General features: G+C 63.8%; 28 protein-coding genes and 1 tRNA gene. 8 read left to right on the top strand and 21 right to left on the bottom strand.

Features of this window, described 5'->3' with window-relative positions; all coding sequences use genetic code 11:
- Position 1 precedes the first annotated feature (1 nt).
- Positions 2 to 469, top strand: a complete 468-nt coding sequence (greA, locus tag J2S32_RS02995) for a transcription elongation factor GreA (protein WP_253515871.1) — start codon at positions 2 to 4, stop codon at positions 467 to 469.
- 27 nt (positions 470 to 496) lie between these two features.
- Here greA and J2S32_RS02990 read toward each other — a convergent pair whose 3' ends face one another.
- The 6 genes from J2S32_RS02990 to J2S32_RS02965 form a co-directional block, all read right to left on the bottom strand.
- The gene (locus J2S32_RS02990) at positions 497 to 985 is read right to left on the bottom strand and encodes a GNAT family N-acetyltransferase (RefSeq protein ID WP_253515869.1); all 489 of its coding nucleotides are present in this window, start codon (positions 983 to 985) and stop codon (positions 497 to 499) included.
- Between the two features lie 7 nt (positions 986 to 992).
- Entirely contained in the window at positions 993 to 1,223 is a 231-nt protein-coding gene (locus J2S32_RS02985) for a DUF4170 domain-containing protein (RefSeq protein WP_253515866.1), read from the bottom strand.
- Positions 1,224 to 1,333: 110 nt separating this feature from the next.
- Complete coding sequence (locus tag J2S32_RS02980) at positions 1,334 to 1,864, bottom strand: hypothetical protein (protein ID WP_253515863.1); 531 nt, start codon at positions 1,862 to 1,864, stop codon at positions 1,334 to 1,336.
- A gap of 48 nt (positions 1,865 to 1,912) precedes the next feature.
- On the bottom strand, positions 1,913 to 2,236 hold the full coding sequence (locus J2S32_RS02975) for a hypothetical protein (RefSeq protein ID WP_253515854.1): 324 nt from the start codon (positions 2,234 to 2,236) through the stop codon (positions 1,913 to 1,915).
- The gene (locus tag J2S32_RS02970; RefSeq protein ID WP_253515852.1) at positions 2,233 to 2,667 is read right to left on the bottom strand and encodes a phage holin family protein; all 435 of its coding nucleotides are present in this window, start codon (positions 2,665 to 2,667) and stop codon (positions 2,233 to 2,235) included. The genes J2S32_RS02975 and J2S32_RS02970 overlap by 4 nt, the downstream gene beginning before the upstream one ends.
- Before the next feature lie 22 nt (positions 2,668 to 2,689).
- Positions 2,690 to 3,337 carry a hypothetical protein gene (locus J2S32_RS02965; RefSeq protein ID WP_253515850.1) on the bottom strand — a complete coding sequence of 216 codons (648 nt, stop codon included), beginning with the start codon at positions 3,335 to 3,337 and terminating at the stop codon, positions 2,690 to 2,692.
- A gap of 160 nt (positions 3,338 to 3,497) precedes the next feature.
- On the opposite strand from J2S32_RS02965, the gene eno reads away from it, so the two are divergent.
- Positions 3,498 to 4,787: a phosphopyruvate hydratase gene (eno, locus tag J2S32_RS02960; RefSeq protein ID WP_253515839.1), complete on the top strand. Its 1,290-nt coding sequence runs from the start codon at positions 3,498 to 3,500 to the stop codon at positions 4,785 to 4,787.
- 58 nt (positions 4,788 to 4,845) lie between these two features.
- Here eno and J2S32_RS02955 read toward each other — a convergent pair whose 3' ends face one another.
- Complete coding sequence (locus J2S32_RS02955; protein WP_253515836.1) at positions 4,846 to 5,091, bottom strand: hypothetical protein; 246 nt, start codon at positions 5,089 to 5,091, stop codon at positions 4,846 to 4,848.
- A gap of 80 nt (positions 5,092 to 5,171) precedes the next feature.
- Between J2S32_RS02955 and J2S32_RS02950 the strand changes: the two genes are divergently transcribed.
- Together J2S32_RS02950 and J2S32_RS02945 are read left to right on the top strand one after the other, a co-directional pair.
- A complete protein-coding gene (locus J2S32_RS02950; protein WP_253515833.1) occupies positions 5,172 to 6,221 on the top strand; it encodes a phosphotransferase family protein in 1,050 nt (349 codons plus the stop codon).
- Positions 6,221 to 7,312, top strand: coding sequence for a hypothetical protein (locus tag J2S32_RS02945; protein ID WP_253515830.1), 1,092 nt, complete (start codon positions 6,221 to 6,223; stop codon positions 7,310 to 7,312). The genes J2S32_RS02950 and J2S32_RS02945 overlap by 1 nt, the downstream gene beginning before the upstream one ends.
- Here J2S32_RS02945 and ribH read toward each other — a convergent pair.
- From ribH to J2S32_RS02925, 4 genes are all read right to left on the bottom strand, one after another.
- Entirely contained in the window at positions 7,309 to 7,731 is a 423-nt protein-coding gene (gene ribH / locus J2S32_RS02940; protein ID WP_253515827.1) for a 6,7-dimethyl-8-ribityllumazine synthase, read from the bottom strand. The two genes, J2S32_RS02945 and ribH, sit on opposite strands and share 4 nt — an antisense overlap.
- Before the next feature lie 5 nt (positions 7,732 to 7,736).
- Positions 7,737 to 8,981: a 3,4-dihydroxy-2-butanone-4-phosphate synthase gene (ribB, locus tag J2S32_RS02935; RefSeq protein ID WP_253515824.1), complete on the bottom strand. Its 1,245-nt coding sequence runs from the start codon at positions 8,979 to 8,981 to the stop codon at positions 7,737 to 7,739.
- 115 nt (positions 8,982 to 9,096) lie between these two features.
- Positions 9,097 to 9,172 (bottom strand) — tRNA-Lys (locus tag J2S32_RS02930).
- 98 nt (positions 9,173 to 9,270) lie between these two features.
- The gene (locus J2S32_RS02925) at positions 9,271 to 9,591 is read right to left on the bottom strand and encodes a hypothetical protein (protein WP_253515809.1); all 321 of its coding nucleotides are present in this window, start codon (positions 9,589 to 9,591) and stop codon (positions 9,271 to 9,273) included.
- Positions 9,592 to 9,723: 132 nt separating this feature from the next.
- Here J2S32_RS02925 and J2S32_RS02920 point away from each other — a divergent pair, with 132 nt between their 5' ends.
- A complete protein-coding gene (locus tag J2S32_RS02920; protein ID WP_253515806.1) occupies positions 9,724 to 10,434 on the top strand; it encodes a helix-turn-helix transcriptional regulator in 711 nt (236 codons plus the stop codon).
- Here J2S32_RS02920 and rodA read toward each other — a convergent pair.
- Genes rodA through J2S32_RS02895 form a run of 5 tightly spaced genes read right to left on the bottom strand, consistent with a single transcriptional unit; the run spans position 10,431 to position 16,161 of the window.
- Positions 10,431 to 11,549 carry a rod shape-determining protein RodA gene (gene rodA / locus J2S32_RS02915; protein ID WP_253515804.1) on the bottom strand — a complete coding sequence of 373 codons (1,119 nt, stop codon included), beginning with the start codon at positions 11,547 to 11,549 and terminating at the stop codon, positions 10,431 to 10,433. The genes J2S32_RS02920 and rodA overlap by 4 nt on opposite strands.
- Positions 11,546 to 13,663 (bottom strand): penicillin-binding protein 2, encoded by a 2,118-nt coding sequence (gene mrdA / locus J2S32_RS02910; RefSeq protein WP_253515801.1) that lies wholly within the window; start codon positions 13,661 to 13,663, stop codon positions 11,546 to 11,548. The genes rodA and mrdA overlap by 4 nt, the downstream gene beginning before the upstream one ends.
- Entirely contained in the window at positions 13,663 to 14,214 is a 552-nt protein-coding gene (locus J2S32_RS02905; RefSeq protein ID WP_253515798.1) for a rod shape-determining protein MreD, read from the bottom strand. The genes mrdA and J2S32_RS02905 overlap by 1 nt, the downstream gene beginning before the upstream one ends.
- A complete protein-coding gene (mreC, locus tag J2S32_RS02900) occupies positions 14,214 to 15,104 on the bottom strand; it encodes a rod shape-determining protein MreC (RefSeq protein WP_253515796.1) in 891 nt (296 codons plus the stop codon). Before mreC ends, J2S32_RS02905 begins: the two co-directional genes overlap by 1 nt.
- 13 nt (positions 15,105 to 15,117) lie before the next feature.
- A complete protein-coding gene (locus J2S32_RS02895; protein ID WP_253515794.1) occupies positions 15,118 to 16,161 on the bottom strand; it encodes a rod shape-determining protein in 1,044 nt (347 codons plus the stop codon).
- A gap of 195 nt (positions 16,162 to 16,356) precedes the next feature.
- Here J2S32_RS02895 and mutL point away from each other — a divergent pair, with 195 nt between their 5' ends.
- The 3 genes from mutL (at position 16,357) to J2S32_RS02880 (ending at position 19,680) form a co-directional block, all read left to right on the top strand.
- Complete coding sequence (mutL, locus tag J2S32_RS02890) at positions 16,357 to 18,159, top strand: DNA mismatch repair endonuclease MutL (RefSeq protein ID WP_253522897.1); 1,803 nt, start codon at positions 16,357 to 16,359, stop codon at positions 18,157 to 18,159.
- A 138-nt stretch (positions 18,160 to 18,297) separates the two neighbouring features.
- Positions 18,298 to 19,020, top strand: coding sequence for a hypothetical protein (locus J2S32_RS02885; protein WP_253515792.1), 723 nt, complete (start codon positions 18,298 to 18,300; stop codon positions 19,018 to 19,020).
- A gap of 174 nt (positions 19,021 to 19,194) precedes the next feature.
- Positions 19,195 to 19,680 (top strand): hypothetical protein, encoded by a 486-nt coding sequence (locus tag J2S32_RS02880; protein WP_253515790.1) that lies wholly within the window; start codon positions 19,195 to 19,197, stop codon positions 19,678 to 19,680.
- A gap of 1 nt (position 19,681) precedes the next feature.
- On the opposite strand, the gene J2S32_RS02875 is transcribed toward J2S32_RS02880, so the two are convergent.
- The 5 genes from J2S32_RS02875 to ychF form a co-directional block, all read right to left on the bottom strand.
- Positions 19,682 to 20,140 (bottom strand): MaoC family dehydratase, encoded by a 459-nt coding sequence (locus J2S32_RS02875; RefSeq protein WP_253515788.1) that lies wholly within the window; start codon positions 20,138 to 20,140, stop codon positions 19,682 to 19,684.
- A 16-nt stretch (positions 20,141 to 20,156) separates the two neighbouring features.
- Positions 20,157 to 20,924 (bottom strand): glutaredoxin family protein, encoded by a 768-nt coding sequence (locus tag J2S32_RS02870; RefSeq protein WP_253515786.1) that lies wholly within the window; start codon positions 20,922 to 20,924, stop codon positions 20,157 to 20,159.
- Positions 20,921 to 21,718: a DUF1206 domain-containing protein gene (locus J2S32_RS02865; protein ID WP_253515779.1), complete on the bottom strand. Its 798-nt coding sequence runs from the start codon at positions 21,716 to 21,718 to the stop codon at positions 20,921 to 20,923. Before J2S32_RS02865 ends, J2S32_RS02870 begins: the two co-directional genes overlap by 4 nt.
- A 63-nt stretch (positions 21,719 to 21,781) precedes the next feature.
- The gene (locus J2S32_RS02860; protein ID WP_253515776.1) at positions 21,782 to 23,050 is read right to left on the bottom strand and encodes an ectonucleotide pyrophosphatase/phosphodiesterase; all 1,269 of its coding nucleotides are present in this window, start codon (positions 23,048 to 23,050) and stop codon (positions 21,782 to 21,784) included.
- Positions 23,051 to 23,060: 10 nt separating this feature from the next.
- Positions 23,061 to 24,161 carry a redox-regulated ATPase YchF gene (ychF, locus tag J2S32_RS02855; RefSeq protein ID WP_253515772.1) on the bottom strand — a complete coding sequence of 367 codons (1,101 nt, stop codon included), beginning with the start codon at positions 24,159 to 24,161 and terminating at the stop codon, positions 23,061 to 23,063.
- Positions 24,162 to 24,216 lie beyond the last annotated feature (55 nt).

Here is a 24,216-nt window from a genome sequence, read left to right as displayed (position 1 = left end):
TATGGAAAAAGTGCCGATGCTGGCCGAGGGCTACGAACAGCTCACGGCGGAACTCAAGGTCCTGCGTGCCGAGCGTCCCCTGATCGTCGATGCGATCGAGGAAGCACGTGCGCATGGCGACCTGTCGGAGAATGCCGAATATCACGCGGCCAAGGAACGCCAGGGCCACGTTGAAACGCAGATCGCCGACCTTGAGGACAAGATTACCCGCGCGCAGATCATCGATCCCACCACGCTGTCGGGCGACAAGGTGATCTTCGGGGCAACGGTCACGCTGCTCGACGAGAACGACAAGCCTGTGCGTTACCAGATCGTGGGCCAGACCGAAGCCGATGCCGCGAAGGGCCGGATCAGCTACAATTCGCCGATCGGGCGCGCGCTGATCGGCAAGCAGCTCGATGAAGAGGTCGAAGTGACCGTTCCCTCGGGCGACAAGTTCTACCTGATCAACAAGATCGAATTCATCTGATCGGCGGGGCCCCGGGTATGCGGGGCCTCACGACAGGGGTTTCTCCACTCCCCAATTGTGGATCGGGACGTCCCGGTCGCCGTGCGGAATGGTGAATTCGCGCTTGTGCGTCGCGGTGAAGCCGGCCCGCTGGAAAGCGGGGCGGGCAAGATCGCTGGCCTCGGCGTAGAGGCGCTCCATCCCGTGTTTGCGCGCATAGGTCGCCGCAGTTGCCAGCAGCTGCGTGGCCAGGCCGCGCCGTATATGCTCGGGATGGTTGTAGAGATGATCGATATGTCCGTCCTGCTCGAGCAGGACGTAGGCGACCGGCCGGTCATCGACATCGGCCGCGACAAAGATCACATCGCCAGCGGCAACCCGCTCCCGGTACCGCCGGGCACCGGGGTGGCGTGCGGCCCACGCAGCAACCTGCGCGGGTGAATAGGCGTGCGGCCCGATATCGGTGATCGCCGAGGCGAGGATTTCGGCAAGCACCTCGGCATCATCGTCGCGATACGGCCTGATTACATAGGCCATCGCGAAATTAGGCGCTCGGATCGAGCAACTTGTGAAGGTGGACGATCACATACTTCATCTCGGCATCGTCGACAGTACGCTGCGCGTTGGAGCGCCAGGCATCTACCGCAGCTTCGTTGCTGCTGAACACGCCGGCGACGTGGATGCTTTCGGGATCGGCAAAGGTCACGCTGCGCGGATCGGTCACCCGGCCGCCCATCACGAGGTAGAGCGTCTGCTTGCTCTCGGTTTCTTCCATGGAATCGTCTTTCTCGAAGGGGAGGGGAGAGGAATGGCTGCGGCACATAGCGAAAGCGGCGCGACAGGCAAGCCCGTCGCGCCGCTACGGCATCCTTGCGATGCTTGTGCCTAGTGCTTGATGCCGGTCCGCAGCGCGCGATAGGCGCGGCTGCTCTTGCGTCCGGCCTTGCGGCTTGAGCTACGCAGCGCATCACCGGCCACGTCGAGCTTGTAGGCGGCATCGCGGCGAAGCCCGCGTGCGGTAGTGGCGGCGCTGTCGCCCAGATCCTCGAGCCGGTCGCCGGCGAACTGCGCGCCGTCGGCCATGCTGTCGATCATCCGCGCGCCATAGGCGAGCGCGGCATCGGCGGCGATTGCCGCGATGGTGCCGCCGCGACGACCAAGCCGGCGGCCCGGGCGCGTCATTGCGCCGATCGCCAGACCGGCGACGAGTACACCGCCGATAACGGCGAAGGGGTGCTTCTTGGTGAATTCGACTGCGCTGTCGGCAGCGTCCTTGGCCTGGTCGGCCAGGCTACGCGCTTCGTTGCGCTTCTCGCCCGCTTCGATTCGGTCGCGCAATTGCTCGCGCTTCTGCTCGTCGCTCAACTTGCTATCGGCGCTGATCGGGGTGACGTTGTTCTCGGCTGCATCGGCCATGGTAAATCTCCGGAATGTGCGTTCGTAAAGCCAACGGATCGAGCGGGCCTAACGTTCCGAATCTCCGTCATATTCATCGCGCTCGTCATTGGCTTCGCGATCGAAGCCGAGCACACCGAGGATCGGATTGCGTGCGAACCAGACGACGATCGCCGCGACCAGCGCGGCGAGCGCGCCGCGGTTGTCATCGGCGACATCGATAGCCTCTTCGTAGAGATCGGCGGCGCCTTCGCGGACCCGGTCGAACGCACGCTCGCCCAGGCTCTTGTGCGAAAAATCGGATTTGAGATGCTCGATATCAGCCTCGACGAGCGCGCGGGCGGATTCGCGCAGATATTTATCCTCGAGCATGCGTGTACGACGATCACTCATTCGCCATCCCCATCATCGAAGGCGTCGCGGATATCGTCGAGCCGTCCCTTGAGAAGGCGCAGCATGACAACCCCGGCGACGATCAGCGCCAGCGTGACCACAGCGGTTGCGGCCCATGGGCCGATGACGGGTGCCAGTGCGATCACTATTCCGACCGTTGCCGCAATCAGGGCAAGGTGGAACACGCCGAATGCGCCCAGTGCGAACGCAATGGCACCCTTGGTCCGATTGCCGATATAACCAGCGCGGCTTTTCTGAAACCGCAGCTCGGCCTCGGCATAGCTCTTGCCATCCTCGATCAGCGCGAGGACATCATCGGTCAGCGAAAATGGCTGAGCCTCCTCGCCCTCCGGTTCGGGAGCGTCGTGTTCGTCGGGCAAATCGAACGGGCCGGGATATTCGTCGGCCCGTTCGGTGTCATCGTCGCGCATGCAGTCCCCCGTAATCGGTCGCTTAGCGCGAACCGCGGAAAAGGCGCGAAAGCATGAAGCCGACAATGGCGGCTATGCCGATTGCCTTGCCCGGGCTCTTGCGGACGAATTCGCGACCGTCTTCGACGAGGTCGTCGACACTCTTCTCGTCGAGCTTGCTGGCATAGCCATCGAGCGACTTCGAGGCGGTGCGGGCATAATCGCCATATTTCGCGCCGAGCTTCTCGTCGACCTGATAGGCGTTTTCATCGACCAGCTTGCTGAGCGAACGCAGGCCTTCGCCCGCCTTTACCTTGCCTTCGGTCGCCAGTTCGCGGCCCTTGACCTTGGCGTTTTCGCCATAGGTGCGCGCTTCAGCGACCCAGTCGTCACCCTTGCCCTTGGCCTGCTCGCGATAGGCGGTGGCGCGGTCCTTGCCTTCGGCCTTGAGCGCGGCGGCGCCGGCCTTGGCTTCTTCGAGCGCGGCATTGAAGCGCGACTTGGCTTCGGTGCGGTTATCGGTGGCATTTCCCGGCGTTGCGGTATTGGTCATGGTTGTCTCCTTCGCGGCGCCTTGCTTCGCCGCGGGTTTGCGCGGCTTGGCGGCGGTGGCGGATTTCTTGGCTGCGGGTTTCTGGGTGGCAGGACTTTTGCGCTTCTTGGGTGCGCCGCCTGCGGTGGTTTCTGCCATGATGCTGGTCCTTGCCCTCACTTGGTTGTCGTCCGGCGTTTCAGCCTTCAATGTTGCAACGCAACTTGCACACCAATGTTCCGGCGAATAGAGCGCTGCTGACTCCCCATCTGGGGGTGTTTTAGCCGATTACAACACCTTTTCCCGGAGTGCCAGCACCATGACCGCGATCATCGATATCCACGCCCGCGAAATTCTCGATTCGCGGGGTAATCCCACGGTCGAAGTCGATGTTCTGCTCGACGATGGCAGCTTTGGCCGCGCCGCGGTGCCCAGCGGCGCCTCGACGGGCGCGCATGAAGCCGTCGAACTCCGCGATGGCGATGCCCGCCGCTATCTGGGCAAGGGCGTGATCAACGCAGTGAACGCGGTAAACACCGAAATCCGCGACATGCTGGTCGGCGCGTTCGATGCCGAGGACCAGCGCGATATCGACCTGTCGATGATCGCGCTCGACGGCACGCCCAACAAGGGCCGGATCGGCGCGAATGCGATCCTCGGCACCAGCATGGCGGTGGCCAAGGCAGCGGCGAATGCGCGCGGCCTGCCGCTCTATAGTTATATCGGCGGCGTTTCGGCGCATGTCCTGCCGGTGCCGATGATGAACATCATCAATGGCGGCGAACATGCCGACAACCCGATCGACATCCAGGAATTCATGGTCATGCCGATCGGTGCCGACAGCCTGGCCGAAGCGGTCCGGTGGGGCGCGGAGGTGTTTCACACGCTCAAGAAAAAGCTGCATGAGAAGGGTCTGGCCACCGCGGTCGGCGACGAGGGCGGCTTCGCCCCCGATCTCGCCAGTACGCGCGATGCGCTCGATTTCATCATGGCCTCGATCGAGCAGGCCGGCTTCAAGCCGGGCGAGGATATCGCGCTGGCGCTCGACTGCGCCTCGACCGAGTTCTTCAAGGACGGCAAGTACCGGATTTCGGGCGAGGACCTGTCGCTCGATGGGCCGGGCATGGCCGAATATCTCGACAAGCTGTGCCGCGACTATCCGATCCGTTCGATCGAAGACGGCATGGCCGAAGACGATTTCGCCGGTTGGAAAGCGCTCACCGACCGTATCGGCAACAGTGTCCAGCTGGTGGGCGACGACCTTTTCGTCACCAATCCCGAACGGCTGCGCGACGGGATCGAGCAAGGTCTGGCCAATTCGCTGCTGGTGAAGGTCAACCAGATCGGCACTTTGTCCGAAACGCTCGATGCGGTGAGCATTGCCAACCGTGCGGGCTACACCGCGGTCATGTCGCATCGGTCGGGCGAAACCGAGGATGCGACGATTGCCGATCTCGCGGTCGCCACCAATTGCGGGCAGATCAAGACCGGCAGCCTCGCGCGTTCGGACCGTTTGGCGAAATACAACCAGCTGATCCGGATCGAGGAAGAGCTGGGTGACAGCGCGATCTATGCCGGGCGCGAATGCTTCGGCCGTATCGGCGCGTAGTAATCCGGGCCCAGGCGATCTCGGTCGACCGGGATCGCTGCCGGTGCGGGCGGGCGGCCTAGGTCCGGTTCTTCGGGTGGAACCAGTACTGCCATACGCCCCAGGCGTTGATCAGCAGGAGGATGCCGTTCATCGCGGCGAGCGGGATCGCATCTTCGGTCAGTCCGATGTAAATCCAGAGCGCGGAAACCACGCAGAACAGTACGAACCCCCAGGCGGTGGCGCGGCGTCCCATGTCGAAGGCGATCATCGATGCGGCGAGCACGGTGCCGATCGAAGTGATCCATTCGAGGGCACCGTTCATGATTGTCTGTCCTGCATGATTGTCAGGACGCATAAGGGCAGCTAGCGTTCCGCAAAATTGCTCTTTGTGGGAGGGGGGCTATGGGAAAATTTCCGGCGCATCCGGACGAGGTCAGCGCTGCGTGGCTTGGCGCGCAGCTGAATGCGCGTGTCGATACTGTCCGCTGGGAGCCGATCGGCACCGGGCAGGTGGGCGACAGCGTGCGTTTCTTCCTGACGGGTGAGGACGTACCCCCAACGCTCGCGGGGAAGTTCCCGGCGGAGGACGCCAGCAGCCGTGGCACCGCCGCGCTGTTCGGGCTCTATCGCAAGGAAGTCGAGTTTTACCGCCACGCCGCGCCGCTGCTCGATGTGCGGGTGCCGCAGGTCTATTTCACCGAGGTCGACAAGACAGGCGGCGCCTTTATCCTCCTGTGCGAGGACATGGGCCCCGCGCGCCAGGGCGACCAGATTGCGGGGTGCGGGATCGAGGATGCGCGCGCCGCCATCCGGCAGGCGGCCGCGATCCATGCGCCCAGCTGGGGCCGCCGCGAATTGCTCGATGCCGAATGGATCGCGCCGCTCGCCGACCTGCGCCAGCAACTCGGAGTGATGTATCCGCAGGCGCAGGCAGTCTTCCGTGAGCGCTACGGCGAAATGCTCGAGCCCGAATTCATGGCGATCTGCGAGCAATTGCGCGAAGCGAGTGCGGTGTGGTTCGAGCGCGACGATCCCCCGCAATGCCTCGTCCACGGCGATTTTCGTCTCGACAACATGCTGTTCGATGTCCGCGACGGACGCGAGCCGATCGCCGTTCTCGACTGGCAGACAGTGGCCGTGGGCAGGCCGATGACCGATGTCGGCTATTTCATCGGCTGCGGCATCGGCGCGGCATTGTGGCGGGATCACGAACGCGAATTGCTCGATCTTTGGCGCGCGGAAATGCGCGTCCGCGGGATCGATCTGACCCATGAGGAAATCGAGCGCGATTACCGGCTCGGCATCCTCCATGGCGTGTCCACCGCCGTGTTCAGCGCGGCCTTTGTCGAACGCACCGAGCGCGGCGACGCGAATTTCCTGTCGATGGCGCGCGGGGCCTGTTCTCTGGCGCTCGAGCGCGATAGTATCCAGATATTGAAGGAGGCGACCTAGTGGTTCTGAGCCGCGGAGACGACTATCCGATCCACCAGACGCCGGAACCGGTGGCCTTCGCCGGCACCGACCGCAATTTCTACGACCGCTATTTCTTCAACGGCTACGCGCCCGATGGGAGCGGCTTTTTCGCCGTCGCGCTGGGCATCTATCCGCATCTCGACATTATCGACGCGCATTTCAACGTCGTACGGGACGGCGTGCAGCACTGCGTCCACGCCAGCGCCGAACTGGGGATGGAGCGCATGGCGATGGCCGCCGGGCCGATCTCGGTCGAGATCATCGAGGCGCTCAACATCCTGCGTATCCGCCTCGAACCGTTCGAGAACATGGCCGCCGACATCACTTTCACCGGCCGTGCCTTCCCGATCGAGGAGCCGCGTTTCACGCACCGGATCGGACCGCGCGCCTTCATGGACTATACCAGGCTGACGCAGAACGGAGGGTACGAGGGCTGGATCGAAGTCGATGGCGACAAGCAGGACCTGGCCGCCGGGACCATGGGAACGCGCGATCGCAGCTGGGGCGTGCGCCCGATTGGCGCGCGCGATACGCAGCCGATGCCGGGGGCGCCGCTACCGGGCTTCTTCTGGCAATGGACCCCGATCAACTTCCCCGGCGGCAGCCTGTTCTTCCACGTCAATAACGATGCGCAGGGCAATGCCTGGAACACGCGCGCCGCATGGGCGGGCGAGGGGGCCTCTGCCGATGAGATCACCGAGGGGCATGGCAGCATGCGCACCCGGCTCGAACAGGGCACTCGCTGGCCGTCGGGCGGCACGCTCTCGCTCGCGCTACGCGGCGCCCCCGAACAGGTGACCTTCGAGCCGCTCGGACGCTTTCAGATGCGCGGGCTGGGCTATACCGATCCGAATTGGGGCCACGGTCTCCACCACGGCCCGCTCGAGGTCGTGCGCGAGGATATCGAGCTCGACGATATCGACCCGCTGGCGCCCGAGAACCTCCACGTTCAGGTACCCGTACGTGTGTCGGGCAATGACGGGTCCGAAGGCATCGGCGTGTTCGAACAGCTGATAATCGGGCCGTTCGCGCCGCTCGGGCTCAAGGAGTTCCTCGACGCGGCCGATTAGCCGGCGAACCGGCCCTGCAGATCGAGCAGCGTCATCGCCGCCTTGGCCGCTTCGCCGCCCTTGTCGTTCTGGGCCGGGTCGGCGCGGACCAGCGCCTGCGCCTCGTTCTCGACCGTCAGTATGCCGTTGCCGATGGCCATGCCGTCCATCGTCAGCGCCATGATCCCGCGCGCGCTTTCACCGGCGACGATTTCGAAGTGGTAGGTCTCGCCGCGGATCACCACGCCGATGCCGACATAGCCGTCATAGCGGCCGCTTTCGGAAGCGAGCGCGATCGCGCCGGGGACTTCGAGCGCGCCGGGGACGGTGAGGACTTCCACGTCATGCCCGGCAGCTTCGAGCGCGGCGCGCGCGCCCGCTACCAGCATGTCATTGAGGTGGTCGTAGAAACGGGCTTCGACGATCAGGAAACGGGCCATGCGGGTCACTCCGGAATGGGTTTGTGGTCGACGATATTGAGGCCGTAGCCTTCGATCGCCACGACATTGGGCTGCGAATTGCTGAGCAGGATCATGTCCTCGATGCCGAGATCGGCGAGGATCTGCGATCCGATACCGACATTGCGCTGCGCGTCGCTTTCGCTGTAGCCGCGGTTCGATGCCGGACGCCCGGTGATCAGCACGATCACGCCCGCGCCATGTTCGCCCACCGCCTGCATCGCGCGCTGCAGCGTGCGCTTGCGCGGACCGGGCTTGCCCAGCACATCGTCGAAGATCGAGATCGGGTGGACGCGGGCAAGGGTAGGCTGGTCCTCGACCACATGGCCTTTCTGCAGGACGTAGCTTTCGCTGCCGTCGACAGTGTTGCGGTAGGTCAGCAGGCGCCAGTCGCCGCCATAGTCGGAATCGAAACTGTCCTCGGCGACGCGCTCGACCAGGTGGTCGTGACGCATCCGGTATTCGATCAGGTCGCGGATCGTGCCGATCTTCATGTCGTGGCGGCGGGCAAAGCCGATCAGATCGTCGAGCCGCGCCATGGTGCCGTCCTCGTTCATGATCTCGCAAATCACGCCCGAGGGGTTGAGGCCTGCAAGGCGCGAGATATCGACCGCCGCTTCGGTATGGCCGGCGCGGACCAGCACGCCGCCATCGCGCGCCGCCAGCGGGAAGACATGGCCGGGGGTGACAATATCGTCGGGTCCGCGGGTCGAATCGATGGCGACCGAAACGGTGCGCGCGCGGTCGGCGGCGCTGATCCCGGTCGTAACGCCGTCCTTGGCCTCGATCGAGGTGGTGAAAGCGGTCTGCATGCTTTCGCGATTGTCGCGGCTCATCGGTTCGAGGCCGAGCGCTTCGACGCGCTTGCGGTCGAGCGACAGGCAGATGAGGCCGCGGCCATGCGTCGCCATGAAATTGATCGCGCTGGGTGTCGCCATCTGCGCGGGAATGATCAGGTCGCCTTCGTTCTCGCGGTCCTCGTCATCGACAAGGATATACATCCGGCCATTGCGCGCTTCGTCGATGATCTCCTCGGCGCCGACGATGACCGGGGTCTCGTCATTGGCCTCGAGGAAGGCTTCGAGCTTGGCCAGCGTATCGGCGGTCGGGTTCCAGCTATCCTCGCCGCACTCGCGCAGCGTATTGGCATGAAGCCCCGCCGCGCGGGCGAGCCCGGCGCGGGTCATGAGACCCTGCGAAACGAGTGTGCGAACTTTTTCGATCGTGTTCATAGCGGACGGGTATCACAGCCTAATGTGATTGCCAATCCCGCCAATCACATTCGATGTGATGCACGCATAAACAAGCGCGCCTGCGCCAGGCTAGGAGTTAAGGATGGAAGGAAAATGGTGGACGCACTTGGGCTCGAACCAAGGACCCGCTGATTAAGAGTCAGCTGCTCTACCAACTGAGCTATGCGTCCACACTGCGGCGTACCGCGGCCTCGTGGAAGAGGCGTTCCCGACTCGGGAGGCGCCCATATAGCGGGCTTTCTCGCGATGAAAAGCCCCCATTGGCAAATTAGGCGTCGCGGCGCTGGCGCAGGCGATGCGATCCTGCCTCGCGAAGCTCTAGTGTAGCGCCAAATGGGTCCGCCAGATCGTCACCTACCGTGATCAGGCGGCCGAATTCCAACGACCGAACAGCGGCAAAAGCCTGATGCAGTGGCATGCCGGTAACTTGCGGAAGATCCCAGATCGTAATCCTGCTGCCGCGCCGGTTGGCGCGAGCAACTTCGAGCAGTACTTTGTCGCAAGTCTCGAGATCGCTCCGCTGCACCCGCTGGCCCGGATCATACTTGGTTCGGTTACCGATCGGAAGTCGGCGGTCCATAGAGGTCATCGTCAACAGCGTCCCAACTGCGCCAGCGACTAACCCCCCGGTCCGCCAACAATCGTCATACTGTTCAGTAGTGTCTATCGGTGGTAAAAGCAGTCCCTCAACGGGGGGACAGTAAAACTAGCTAGAGTAGCGATGCACGACACCACGAAACATATCGTCAAGATGGAGGATTGCGAGGCAATTCTCGAATACCTTTACGCGGCGTGCCTAGAACAAGGCGCTACCTGGTTAAGCTATCACTTCACGCCGGTGTTCGAATCGCCCACCTCGCGAAACACATTTATCTGGACGCGCGATTTTCCCGTCGAATACCAGAAACGTTACATTAGCGACGATTTCCGTGGACGCGACCCGATCCCCCAACTCGCTTTTGAGCACGGTCCCGTACTGACCTGGACCGAGGTGCGCGCACGTGGAAAGTCGATACCGGATGTCACAAGCTTTCTCGACGATCTGGAGGAGCTTGACGTCGACAATTGGGTGGTCTTCGCGTTGTTCGGTCCGCGCAATCGCGACGGTTATGCTACGATGCGGTTTGCCGAGGATCCCGACGGCTTCTCCAAGAAGCGCCTGCAGAAAATCCACTCGCTGATCCTCGCCGCGCATCTGCAGCTCTGCAAAGTCATGGACGAGGGCCGGGCATCGGTCGCCTTGTCGGACCGCGAACGCGAGGTCGTCGAATGGATGGGGCGGGGCAAGTCGGCGGGCGATATCGCCGCGATCCTCGAGATCTCGCCCGAAACCGTGCGTACCTATACGCGCCGGGTCTATGACAAGCTGCAGACCAACGACCGCGTGACCGCGACCGTGCGCGCGCTCAAGCTGGGACTGATCGAACTCTAGCGGATCAGGCCGGTGCGCGGGGCCTTGCGGTTCCAGCGGTGAACCATCATCAACGAGCCGATGCAGATCATGTTGGTGAGCATCGAACTGCCGCCATGGCTCATGAAGGGGAGCGGAATGCCGACCACCGGCGCCAGGCCCATGACCATCATCAGATTGATCGCGACATAGAAGAAGATCGTCGCGGTCATGCCGAGCGCCACGAGCTTGCCGAACCGGTCGGTGCTCGCGCGCGACACTGCCAGGCCCCAGCCGAAAATCATGGCGAAAGCGCCGAGCACGATCAGCCCGCCGATAAAGCCCCATTCCTCGGCCATGGTGGCGAAGATGAAGTCGGTGTGCGGTTCGGGCAGATAGTGCAGATGGCTCTGCGACCCTTCGTTGAAGCCCTTGCCGGAAAAGCCCCCCGATCCGATCGCGATTTTGGACTGGGTGATGTGGTAACCATCGCCCAGCGGATCGCTGGCGGGATCGAGGAAGGTGAACACCCGCTTCTGCTGGTAGTCTTGCAAGCCAAAGAAGAAGGCCACCGGGGCGAGCACGGCGGCAGCCAGGCCCGCTCCGACGAACCAGCGCAGCGGCAGGCCCGCGGAAAACATGATGACCGCACCGCCGAACACGATCGCCAGTGAGGTGCCCAGATCGGGCTGCAGCAGCACCAGCGCCACCGGGGCGAGGATCAGTGCCCCCGGTGCAATCAGGGCACGCACGGTGGGCACCATGCCGACCGGCAAGGTTGCGTAATAGCGCGCGAGGACCAGCACGATTGCCGGCTTCATCAGCTCCGAGGGCTGCAATTGCATAAAGCCCAGGTCGAGCCAGCGCTGGCTGCCGCCCCCGACGAAACCGATCGCCTCCACCGCGACCAGCATCAGCAGCACTACCCCATAAATCGGGATGGCGAACAGCATCACCAGATCGCGCGAGAACCGGCTGAGCACGAAGGCCATGACCAGGAACACGCCGAAGCGGATGACATGCGAGGACGCATAGGGATCCCAGTTCCCACCCGCGGCGGAATACAGCACCAGCGCGCCGAAGCCGATCAGCACGAACAGCGGAAACAGCATCTGCCATGGCTGACGTGCGATGGGGGCGGGGACGAGACCGGTCATTCAGGCGCGTCTGTGGCATCCGGCGCCGGAGTGCTCCGGGCGGAGGTCGGTCTGGCCGAGGCGGAGGCTTGCGACACTTCCTCGGGCGAGCGCGTGTCGATGCGCGAAGGGCTGGCCTGTTCAGCGATGCTTTCGGGCTGGCGGGCGGCCACGCGCGCTTCGGCTTCGACCTGGTCGAAGATATCCTCGTCGCGTGACGGGGCGGGGGGCACGGTCTCGCCCTGCGCTGCGGCATAGGCGCGATATTTCGCATTCAGCCGCTGCTGCGCAGTGCCGCCCCATTGTTCTTCGAGCGGGCGCAGCGCGTCCATGCCCTTGGCCGGATCGAACAGGAAGGTCATCACATCGCGCGCGATCGGATAGGCTGCGCCCGACCCGCCGCCATGTTCGATGACCACCGCGCCGGCGTATTTCGGTTTGTCGAACGGGGCAAAAAACACGAACAGGCCGTGATCGCGATATTTCCACGGGCCGGTCTTGCCGTTGGAGACGCTGAGCGAAACGACCTGCGCGGTGCCCGTCTTGCCCGCCATCTTGATATCGTCGAACGGCAGCCGCGCGCGTCCCGCCGTGCCGGGTCCGTTTACGACATCGCTCATCGCCTGCCGGACGTAGCCGATTTCCTCCGGGCTGAAATCGAAATGCTCAAATTGGGGCTTGTTGCCCTCGAGTTGCAGCCGCGGCATGACCTTGTACCCGGTCGCCATGCGCGCGCTCATCACCGCCAGCTGGAGCGGGTTGGTCAGGTAATAGCCCTGGCCGATCGAGGAATTGACCGTGTCATAGGGCTGCCATGCGCTGTCGTGACGCCGCTGCTTCCATTCGGGTGACGGCACCGTTCCGTAGAACTGGCTGGTGACGGGGAGCGGGAATTCTTCGCCCAGACCCATCTTGTGCGCCCATTCGGCCACCTTGGCGAAACCCACCTGCTGGGCGAAATGGTAGAAATAGCTGTCGCAGCTCTGGTAGATCGCCTTGGCCATGTCGACCCGGCCATGATTGCTCCAGCAATTGAAGAAGCGATTGCCGATGCGGCGCCCGCCGCCGCACATGATCGCTTCGTCCGGCTTGATGCCCGCATCGAGGAACGCCATGCAGTGCATCGGCTTGATCGTCGATCCGGGGGGATAGAGGCCCTTCAGAACCTTGTTGCGCAGCGGTACGCGCTCGTCGTCGCGCAGCATGCCGTATTCGACACGCCCGATCCCTTGCGAAAAGCTGTTGGGGTCGAAACTGGGCATCGAGGCCATGCACAATATGTCGCCCGTCTCGCAATCCATCACCACCGCCGACCCGCTCTCGAGCCCGATCCGGCGTGCGGCGTAATCCTGCAGCGGACCGTCGATCGTCAGCCGGACGGGATCGCCCTGGACGTCCTCGCGCGTTTCGAGATCGCGGACGATCCGTCCCGATGCGGTGACCTCGACCCGGCGCGCGCCCGGGATACCGCGCAGATCGAGTTCGAACTGGCGCTCCAGCGCATCCTTGCCGATCTTGTACCCCGGCGTGATCAGCAGCGGATTGCGATCCTGCTCCTCATACTCCTCCGCATTGGCAGGGCCAACATAGCCGAGCAGATGGCCGACAGTGAGCCCGGTGGGATAGAAGCGCGAGAAGCCGCGCTGCGGAACCACCCCGGGCAGGTCGGGCAGGCGCACGCTGACCGCGGCGAACTCGTCATAGCTGATACCCGAGGCGATCTCGACGGGCTGGTAGCCGGGGCCGTCGTCGATCCGCTTGCGGATGTCCGCCGCCTGGTTCTCATCGAGCTTGAGGATGTCCGTAAGCGCAAGGAGCGTGGCATCGGGATCGGGTGTGCGTTCGGGAATGATATCGACGCGGAAGTCCGCGCGGTTCGATGCGAGCGGCGCCCCGTTGCGGTCGAGGATCCAGCCACGCCGCGGCGGGATCAGCGATAGATTGACCCGGTTGCTCTCGCTCTCGAGCTCGTATTTCTCGTTCTCGGCGATGGCGATGTAGCCCATTCGCGCAGCCAGCAGCACGCCGAGCCCGCCCATCGCGGTGCCGATGACGAAGGTCCGCCGGTCGAAGGCGTTCTCGAGCGTCGACTGGGTGACGACTTCGCGCGGGCGCGCGCGCTTGCGCAACCGCATCAGCGTGCCCTCCAGCGCTTGAGACGGGTACGGTCGAGGACCGCGACCAGCCGCGCTGCGATGGGGAAGAAGAGAATGGTGAGCACGAGCTGCGGAACCAGGGCCATGAGCGAATGGAAGGTCGGTTGGCCGCCGGAGAACAGCCATCCGGCGGTGAGGTACCCGAGTATCAGTATACCCGCAGTGAACCAATCCTGCCAGAACGCACGCCACGGCAGCCGCGCCTCGATCAGCTCGATGCCGAGCATGATCAGCGACCATGACATGATCGCGAAGCCGAAGGGTTGCCCGCTGTAGAGATCGTCGATCAAGCCCAGCGGAATGCCCGCCCATACGGGCATCAATCCGGGCCGCACCAGCCGCCAGGCGAGCAGCATGAGCAGGCCGAAGGGCGGCATCATCGGGAGGCCGGCGGCAATCGGGAAGATCGGCAAAACCGACCCGATGACGATCGAGATCCACGGCACGCTATTGGCGAGCAGTGGCGAGTGCGAGCGGTTGATCCGGCTGCCATAGGCATCGCTGCGCGCCCGCGGGTCGTTGCGCTCCATCAGTCGGTCAGCTCGCGCTCGATCGGGGTGGCCGCGCCGAGCGCCGCGTCGGGTTCGTAGATCGGCTCGACGCTGACGTAATCGGTTGCAGCGGGATCGCTGACGATGCGCGCCAGACCGCCGTCATCGGTGGTTTCGGTGAGGATGGCGACCGCAATACCCGGGGGGTAGTATCCTCCCGCGCCGCTGGTCACGAAGACATCGCCGGGGCTGAGCGGATTGATCCCGAGATTGATCAGCCTGATGCGCAGCAGGCCATCGCCGCGCCCTTCGGCAAAGGCCACGACCTCGTCCTTGGCGCGGCGCACCGGGAGGATGCTTTCGGTATCGGTGAGCAGCAGCACGCGTGCGCTGTCGCTGCCGACTTCGAGAATGCGTCCGACCACGCCGCGGGGCGAGCGGACCGGCATGCCGATCGCCACCCCGTCGTTCGACCCGGCGCCGAGATAGGCGAAGCGGCGAGTGCTCGAGGCGGAGGAGCCGACCAGCCGCGCGACGGCGACGGGCTCGATCTCCTTGTCGTGCAGATCGAGCAAGCCCTTCAGCCGCCGGTTTTCCTGCTTCACCGCCTCGGCTTCGGCCAGCCGGATACGCGCAATTTCCATCTCGCGCTTGAGATCGGCATTCTTCGACCCCGCGCGGTAATAGCCGCTGACGGTTTCCCAGAAGCCCTTGCTGCCGGTCCTCACCGTGGCGGCGGTCTCGGTCGCGGGCGAGACTCCGGTCTGCGCCGCCCCGCGCAGCCCGCCGAACAATTGGGGCTGGAAGAAGGACAGGGTGAGGAGGATGGCGCCGATAAGCGCGCCAGCGCCCGCGATCAGATAGCCGGTGAAGAGGTTGTATTGCGCCCTGCGAGAAAACCCCGAGCGCCGTGAGCCTGTCGGCGCCATTCCCCTGCCTTTCTTAAGCCGTCATCAGGACGCCGCGATAGATCGGGTCCTCCATTGCGCGGCCCGTGCCGAGAGCGACGCAAGACAGCGGATCTTCCGCGATGGTCACCGGCAGGCCGGTTTCTTCGCGCAGATATTCGTCCAGCCCGCCGATCAGCGCGCCGCCGCCGGTGAGCACAATGCCCTGGTCGACGATGTCGGCGGCCAGTTCGGGCGCGGTGTTTTCCAGCGCGATGCGCACGCCTTCGACGATAGCCCCGATCGGTTCGGACAAGGCTTCGGCGAGGTGCCCCTGGTTGATGGTGATTTCCTTGGGCACGCCGTTGACGAGGTCGCGGCCCTTCAGCGTGATGCTTTCACCCACACCGTCTTCGGGCGGACGCGCGACACCGAAATCCTTCTTGATCCGTTCGGCAGTGCTGTCGCCGATCAGCAGGTTATGGTGTCGGCGAACATAGGACACGATCGCTTCGTCCATCTTGTCGCCGCCAGTGCGGACCGAGGTGGTATAGGCGAGGCCGCGCAGCGATAGCACGGCGACTTCGGTGGTGCCGCCGCCGATATCGACGACCATGCTGCCGACCGGTTCGGTCACCGGCATGTCGGCGCCGATCGCCGCGGCCATGGGTTCGAGGATCAGATAGACCTGGCTGGCGCCCGCGTTCGACGCGGCATCGCGGATCGCGCGGCGCTCGACCGAGGTCGATCCGGAGGGCACGCAGATGGTGATTTCGGGATAGCGCATCAGGCTCTTGCGCCCGTTCACCTTGCGGATGAAGTGCTTGATCATCTCCTCGGCCACGTCGAGGTCCGCGATCACACCGTCGCGCAGCGGGCGGATGGCTTCGATGCTGTCGGGCGTCTTGCCCATCATCATCTTGGCATCGTCGCCCACGGCCTTGACCCGTTTCATGCCATTGATCGTCTCGAGTGCGACCACGCTCGGCTCGTTCAGGACAATGCCCTGATCCTGCACATAAACCAGCGTGTTGGCGGTTCCGAGATCGATCGCCATATTTTGCACGCCGAATTTGAAGAGATTGTTCCAGAAGCCCATGTTTATTCGATTTTCCATGTTGTCGCGTGGTCCGACGAGAGGGATGCGACCCGCTCGCACCTCTCCGGGCGGAAATGGTGGCGGAGCCTTAGCGATAATACGAATGGAATGCCAAAAATTTCCGCTATGGCTGCGGGGGATAGCTGAACGCGCCGTCTCGGATTCGTGACGCTTCACCGCTACAACCGCGCGACCATGCCGCAAATCCGTCGCCTGCCCGAGAATCTGGTCAACCGTATCGCCGCCGGCGAGGTGGTCGAACGGCCCTCTTCGGCGCTCAAGGAACTGGTCGAAAATGCGATCGACGCGGGCGCTACGCGGATCGCCGTCAAGCTGGTCGAAGGCGGGCTGACAAGCGTCGAGGTGACCGATGATGGTTGCGGGATGACGCCGGATGAAATGGCGCTGGCGCTCGAACGGCACGCAACCTCCAAACTGCCCGACGAAGCGATCGAACAGGTCGCGACATTGGGCTTTCGCGGGGAAGCGCTGCCGAGCATCGCCAGCGTCGCCCGCTTCACGATCGAGAGTCGTCCGGCCGGGGCCCAGCAGGGCTGGAAGCGGGTGGTCGATCACGGAGAAATTGCTGCCGAAGGTCCCGCCGCGCTCCCGCCGGGGACGCGGGTGCGGGTCGAAAAACTCTTCGGCAAGATCCCCGCGCGGCGCAAGTTCCTGCGCACCGCGCGCAGCGAATATGCCGCGTGCAAGGATGTCGTCCTGCGGCTTGCGATGGCGCGGCCCGATGTGGCGATCACGCTCGACCATGGCGACCGGCGGATCTTCGGCCTGCAGGGCGGGGAAGGACTGGCCAATCGCGTGGCGCAGCTGATCGCGCGCGAGCTCAAGGACAATGGTGTGGTGCTCGACATGGAACGCGGCGCGATGCGGCTGATCGGGATCGCCGGCCTGCCGACCTACAATCGCGGCGTCGCCGATCACCAGTATCTGTTCGTCAACGGGCGCCCGGTGAAAGACCGGCTGCTGACTGGCGCGGTGCGCGGCGCCTATGCCGATATGCTCGCGCGCGACCGGCATGCGGTGCTGGCGCTGTTCCTCGAAATTCCCTCCGAGGATGTCGATGTGAACGTCCACCCGGCCAAGACCGAGGTGCGCTTCCGCGATGCGCAAGGTGTCCGCGGCTTTATCGTTTCGGGCCTGCGTCAGGCACTGGCGACGGGTGACAAGCGCAGCGCGCAAAGCCCCGATGCGGGTGCGATGTCGCGCTGGCAACAGGAACCGGCGCGCGAGGAGCCGTCGCCCGCGCTGCGCTCGATCTTCGAGGGGCGCGACTGGTCCGCGCCGCAGCAACGCGTGGCCGAACCCGGCGGCGCATGGCGCGCGGCTGAAGGCGACATCATGGCCGAACCGCGCGGAAGGGCCGAGGAAGCGGCCCCGGTGGCGGAATCCGCGCAGGACTATCCGCTGGGCATCGCCCGCGGGCAGGTCGCCAATACCTATATCGTCGCCGAGGCGCAGGACGGGCTGGTGCTGGTCGACCAGCACGCGGCGCACGAACGCCTCGTTCTGGAACGCTTACGCGCGGCGGGGGCGGAAGAAGCGGTCGCACGCAGCCAGGCGCTGCTGATTCCCGAAGTGGTCGAACTCGACGAAACCAGCTGCGACCGGCTCGAAGAGGCGGCGCCCAAGCTCGCCGAACACGGGCTCGCACTCGAACGTTTCGGCCCCTCCGCTATGCTTGTCCGGAGCCTGCCACACGCCATCGCACGCACCGATCCCGAAAAACTGCTGCGCGATATAGATGACGACCTCGCGCTCAACGGTGAAGCGCTGCTGCTGGGCGAAAAGCTCGATCTCGTTCTGGCCACGATGGCCTGCCACGGCTCGGTCCGCGCGGGACGCGTGCTGCGGGTCGACGAAATGAACGCGCTGCTCCGCGAAATGGAACGCACCCCGCGTTCAGGCCAGTGCAACCACGGCCGCCCGACATGGGTCAAGCTGTCGATGGACGACGTCGAGAAACTGTTTGGCAGACACTAGGCTGGGCTAACCTCCGCCTCTGCTCGACAACTTTTAGGCTGTAGAGGCCAAAAGCGGACTGTCAGGCTGCGACCCCATTGCGGGCATTGGAATACTGCTTTAATTTGCAAGCTTTTATGCCGATGCGTGTGGGTTCCCATGACGACTGAACCACAAGAGACCCTGTCAGAAATTACACAGCTTATTGAGTTTGAGATTGAGGCGCTTGGATACCTCTTTCCACTTGGAGATGGTGTAGACTGGATTTGCTATCATCTGCACGATGACCCGCTCGATGACAATGAACACCGAAATGCCGACGAGGTTTATGCGGCGCTGTGCGAAGTGGGCGTGAACATTGAGCGCACTGCGTTGGATGATTATCCTTGGGAAATCTGGGAGAAGAGGTGGCCGACATCTGATTGGCTAACCAACGATCTGCCAAAGATTTTCGACGTGCTGAACCGCTTCGGCCATGGCATTTACTCGGTGTCTTATTACCCGCGAGGCGCTGCGCACCCCCTTTTTCACGCTGCATTCCGTGACGCATGGGACAATGCTGACCCAAAAACTCGCCCGCCGAATTGTGAAGCGGAGGACTTGAGCGAAAAAGCTGCAACAGTTGTTTTTCACATTCGTCTGAACGAAGCGGCATATCGCGAGGTCAAAAGCGGCAAATTCACTTTCATGGAGGCGGCCAGGCGCGTCGCTGCAATTCAAGACGAAGTCCGATCACGTTGGCCAAACAAGGAGGCCGAGGCGCGGATGCTACTTGGCATTCCTCGCCTGAGGGATATTCCGAGGTTTGATGACCAGCACGAGGAGTTGCTCAAATGGGCAATCTGGCACGTTGTTAGTGATGATGCCGAGAAGGCAAACTGAAAGAAAGCTACGTCCGCTTTCCATCCAAAGTCGGACGTAGCGAATCCGCGTCGCATTGCCTCAAATCAGACGTTGAACGAACACGGGAAACGCTGGACCAGACCGTGCGTTCTATGTCTCGACATGGGTCAAACTGTCGATGGAAGACGTCGAGAAACTGTTCGGGAGACATTGATGCGCAAGATTGCTCTGCTGGTGACGTTGGTGCTGGCCGCCTGTTCCAGCGAACCGACAGAGGAGGAACGCGCCGCCGCGGTCGCCGAGGTCGAGGCGCATCAGACCCCGCCGCCGCAACCGCTGGTGCTCGCTCCCATCCGTTATCGCGAGATCGAACAGCACGATCTGTATGGCGCAGGCTGCAGCTTCGCGCCCGAGGGCGGCGGCCTTGCGGCGACCGCGCTCGCAATGGCGGAGACCGGGCATTTCCTCCACAATGGCGAACTGGTCACGCTGGCCGCGGACAAGGGTAGCGCCGAACTGCCCTATCTGGCGCGCCGCAAGTATGACGGGACCGCGTTTTCGATGACGCTCGAGCTCGACGAGGAAACGGGCGAGCAGGTCGGCGAGGAAGTCAGCAATTATTCCGCCACGCTGACCATTCGCGATGCGCATGAGGCCGTGGTCTATCGCAAGACCGGCATTGCGCGATGCGGCGTCTGAGCTAGTCGGTCCCTTCCGGGTCGCGTGTGCGGATCAGCCCGTTCGAAACCATTTCCATGACCGGCTCGTCATTCTGGTTGAAGACGGTGAGATGGCTCTTGAAGATGCCCATTTCGGGGCGCGAGGCGCTGCGGCGCTTCTCGATCACTTCGCTTTCGCACCGGAGCGTATCGCCCGGATAGACCGGCTTTTTCCAGCGTAGCTGGTCGACGCCCGGCGAACCCAGGCCCGCCTGCTTGTGCTTGGTCAAATTCTCGACCAGCATCGACATGGTCATCGCGCAGGTGTGCCAGCCGCTGGCGGAGATGCGGCCGAAATGGGTCTGCGCCGCGGCTTCGTCATCGAGGTGGAACGGCTGCGGATCGTATTTCGAGGCGAAGTCGATCACCTCTTCACGCGTGACCTCGTAACGGCCGAAGGCCTGCTTGTGCCCGATGGCGATGTCTTCGTAGAACTGCATTGCAAAATGCAATGTATCAAAGCGCGGGGCGAAGCAACATCCAAATCCCCATGCCGATCATCGCGAGGTTCTCGGTGAGCGATACGAAGCCGAGCGGGACGTTCCCGCTCCCGCCGACGCAGGCGCATTTGATGCTGCGTTTCTGGATGTAGACCGCGTAGAAAACGCTGACCGCGCCGATCGTGCCGATGGTCAGTGCTACCGGGATCGAGAGCCAGGGCAATTGCCGCCCGGCCATGAGCACCGCCGCGCCGGCCTCGAGGAAGGGATAGGCATGGGCGTAGGGTACCCAGCGCTGGCCGAGCAGGTCGTAGCCCACGAACATGGTCGAGAACTGTTCGACATCCTGCAGCTTGAGCATGGCGAGCATCGCCATCGAAAAGGCGACGAACCATTCGGCGGTGCGCACGGTGAAGGCGGCTTCATAGACGAACAGGCTGAGCGCGACTGCCAGCGCCGCGCCGACGGCGAACACTGCGATAACCGGCGTGTAGCTGGTGTCGCCAGCGCTAGGCTCATCGTAGCCGAAATGGGTCCGCAATTCGCTGTAACCGCCGATCCGCTGGTCCCCGATAAAGGCCTGCGGTGTCGTTTCTACGCCGTGCTGCGCCTTGAACGCGTCGGTCTGTTCGCGGGTGGTCAGCCAATGGTCCTCGACCGCGAAGCCCTCGCGCTCGAGCAGCCATTTGGACTTCGTGCCATAGGGACAGACATGCTTGTCCATCACCATGCGGTACAGCCGTGCGGTCTTGGCCCCGCGGGGAACTGCGTCCGCCGCGCTCATGCACGAAAGCGGGGCACGCGTCCTTCGGTGCCCAGATCGGGGATGATGCGATAGCGTGCGAGGACGAGGCTGAAGAGGCCGAAGGCGAGCAGGCCGATCGCGACGAGCTTGAAGACGATGCCTTCACCCGCGAGGCTGGCGACCGCATCACCCAGCGTCTTCACCTGGTCCGATCCGCCGCTCATGAAACCCGCCTGGAACAGTGACCAGCCGATGATCAGGAAAACGACCGCGCGTGCCAGATAGCCTGCGCCGCCGATCCAGCGGGTCTGCGAGGGCGCGCGCGGGCTGATGCGGTTCATGAAGCTGCCGGTCAGGCCCTTCTTGGCCTGGAAAGCCGCGGTGGCGAAGAAGGCGATGCCCAGCAGGCCGAGCACGACGCCGCCGAACTCGATTGCCAGCACGCCCGACGCCGCTTCCTGCGCGCCGCCGCCATTGTCGCTGCCCGTGGTGGCGAATTTGTACGCCGAATAGGCCAGCGCAAGGTGGCCGATCGCGCTCCCCGCATGGCCGATCCGCGTGGCCCAGCCGGTCTTGTCGGTGCCGTGGTGTTCGACATCGAGGAGTGTCGAGGCGAAACGGAACAGCGCATAGGCGAGCAGGCCGACCACCATCAGCCACAGGATGGCAGTGCCGAGCGGGAAATCCTGGATGGCCTGAAAGATGCCATTGGTACCCTGGCCGATCCGGCCCGCGCTGGTCAGCGCAATCAGTCCGAGCACCGAATAGAGAATTGCCCGGCTGAAATAGCCCACGCGCACCAGCGTTCTGAACTTTTCCGATTTATCGACCACGTATGTCTCCCCGTTGAGCTTTGCTTGGCAACGGGGAGGGCGCGTGCTCGTTCCGCACGCCGCCTAATTTTGCGCGGCGAGCGCATCCGCGACATCGGCCAAATCGCCATCCGAGCGCGCCGCCTGTGGCAGGCCGATCAAGTGTCGCAGCAAGGGTGTTATCGCGGTGTTCTGGAAAGTTTCGATCGTCACACCGCTACGAAAGGCGGGGCCGTGGGCGATGAACAGAGATGCCATTTCGGGGGCAAACGGATCGTAGCCATGACTGCCGCCGCTCCACGCCGCGTCGGACGCGCGGGCGGTGATGGTCCAGCCGGTATCGGGCAGGCAGAAATAGGGCGGAATGCGCGGGTGCGTGCCATATTGGTAGCGCGCGGGAATCTCGCCTTTGCGCCAGCATTCCATGTGCGCATGGTCGCGCAGCAGCGCCGCTTCGAGCGCCGCGGTGTTACCCTCGGTGGCTTCGAATGTCGCATAGGCCCCGCTTTCGACCGCGCGGTAGAGCGACGCATCGACGATCTCGTCGAGCACGATCATCTTGTTCGATCCGGTCGGGGCCATCCCGTGGTCCGACACCAGCACCAGATTGGCGGGCTGGCCCAGGCTTTCGAGCCCCGCGAGCAGATCGGCGATATGGCTGTCGACGTCGCGCAGCGCCTCGTCGATCTCCTCGCCCACCGGTCCGCCGCCATGTCCTGCACTGTCGACCGTATCGAAATAGAGCGTCACGAATTCGGGGCGGATCTCCGCCGGGCGGCGCAGCCAGTCGAGCACCGAATTGACGCGCTGCGTATTGGTGACCTGCATGCTGAACGCCTGCCAGTCGCTCGCCATCGTGCCATCCGGTACCGGGCCATACCCTTCCGCCGTACCGCCCCAGGCGACCGCCGAACCGGGCCAGAACATCGCCGCGCTGCGGATGCCCGCTTCCTCGGCCTCGACCCACACCGGCTTGGCCTCGTTCCACCAATAGGGATCGACCGTGGCCATCGTGAAGGCTTCGCCGGGCCGCGTCTTGTCTTCCATGCGGTTGGCCGTGATGCCGTGATGATCGGGCACCAGACCCGTCACCAGTGTCCAGTGATTGGGGAAGGTCTTGGTCGGGAAGGACGGCCGCATCGCCGCGCGCGCACCTTCGCTGGCCAGCCGCGACAGCGTCGGGGTCAGCCCGCGTTCGAGATAGTCCGGGTGGAATCCGTCGATCGAGACGAGGATCGTCACCGGCTCGCGCTGTTCCACTGCCACACTGGCGAGCGGAGCATCGGTATAGCCGGCGCACCCGCCGAGGACGCTGGCAAAGCCAAGGGCGAGGGCGGCGGCAATCCGGTTCATGGAAGTGACCTCAGACGTTGAACTTGAACAACAGGACGTCCCCGTCCTGCACGAGATATTCCTTGCCTTCCTGGCGCAGCTTGCCCGCTTCGCGCGCACCGCTTTCGCCGCCAAGCGCAAGGTAATCATCGTAGGCAATTGTTTCAGCGCGAATAAACCCGCGCTCGAAATCGGTGTGGATCTCGCCTGCGGCCTGCGGTGCCTTTGCCCCGGTGGGGAAAGTCCAGGCGCGCGTTTCCTTCGGACCCGCAGTGAAGAAGGTCTGCAGGCCGAGCAATCTGTAGCCGGCGCGGATCACGCGGCTCAGTCCCGATTCTTCCAGCCCCAATTCGGCGAGGAATTCGGTCCGGTCTTCGGGAGGCATCGTGACCAATTCGGCTTCGATGGCCGCGGAAACCACAACGGCCTCGGCGCCCTCGGCCTTGGCCTTGGCGAAAACCAGCTCGGACAGCGCATTGCCGCTCGCGGCATCTTCTTCGGCGACGTTGCAGACATAGAGCACCGGCTTGGCGGTCAGCAGCTGTGCCTGCTGGAAGACGCGGGCCTCTTCCTCGTCCTTGGGTTCGGTCAACCGCGCGGGCTTTCCTTCCTTGAGCAGTTCGAGCGCCTGGCCGAGCACGCTGGCCATCAGCTTGGCTTCCTTGTCACCGCTGGTGGCGCGCTTGGCAGCGGCGGGGACACGCTTCTCGAGGCTTTCGAGATCGGCCAGCAGCAGTTCGGTTTCGACCACTTCGGCATCGGCCAGCGGGTCGACCTTGTTGGCGACGTGCTGGATGTCGTCATCCTCGAAGCAGCGCAGCACATGCACGATCGCATCGACTTCGCGGATATTGCCGAGGAACTGGTTGCCCAGCCCTTCGCCCTGGCTCGCGCCTTTGACCAGTCCGGCGATATCGACGAAGGCCAGCTGCGTCGGCAGGATCTTGGCCGACTTGGCGATCGCGGCAATCTTGTCGAGCCGCTCGTCCGGCACCGCGACCTGGCCGACATTCGGCTCGATCGTGCAGAACGGATAGTTCGCGGCCTGCGCGGCCTGCGTCTCGGTCAATGCGTTGAACAGGGTGGACTTGCCGACATTCGGCAGGCCGACGATCCCGCAGCGGAAACCCATCAGAAACTCCGGTATATGTGTGTGGCGCGCGCCTTAGCCGCCCCGCACGCGAATA

Origin of the sequence: Qipengyuania citrea (assembly GCF_024171405.1) — a bacterium.
Taxonomy (GTDB): Bacteria; Pseudomonadota; Alphaproteobacteria; order Sphingomonadales; family Sphingomonadaceae; genus Qipengyuania; species Qipengyuania profunda.
This window is presented reverse-complemented; position numbering and strand designations above follow the sequence as displayed.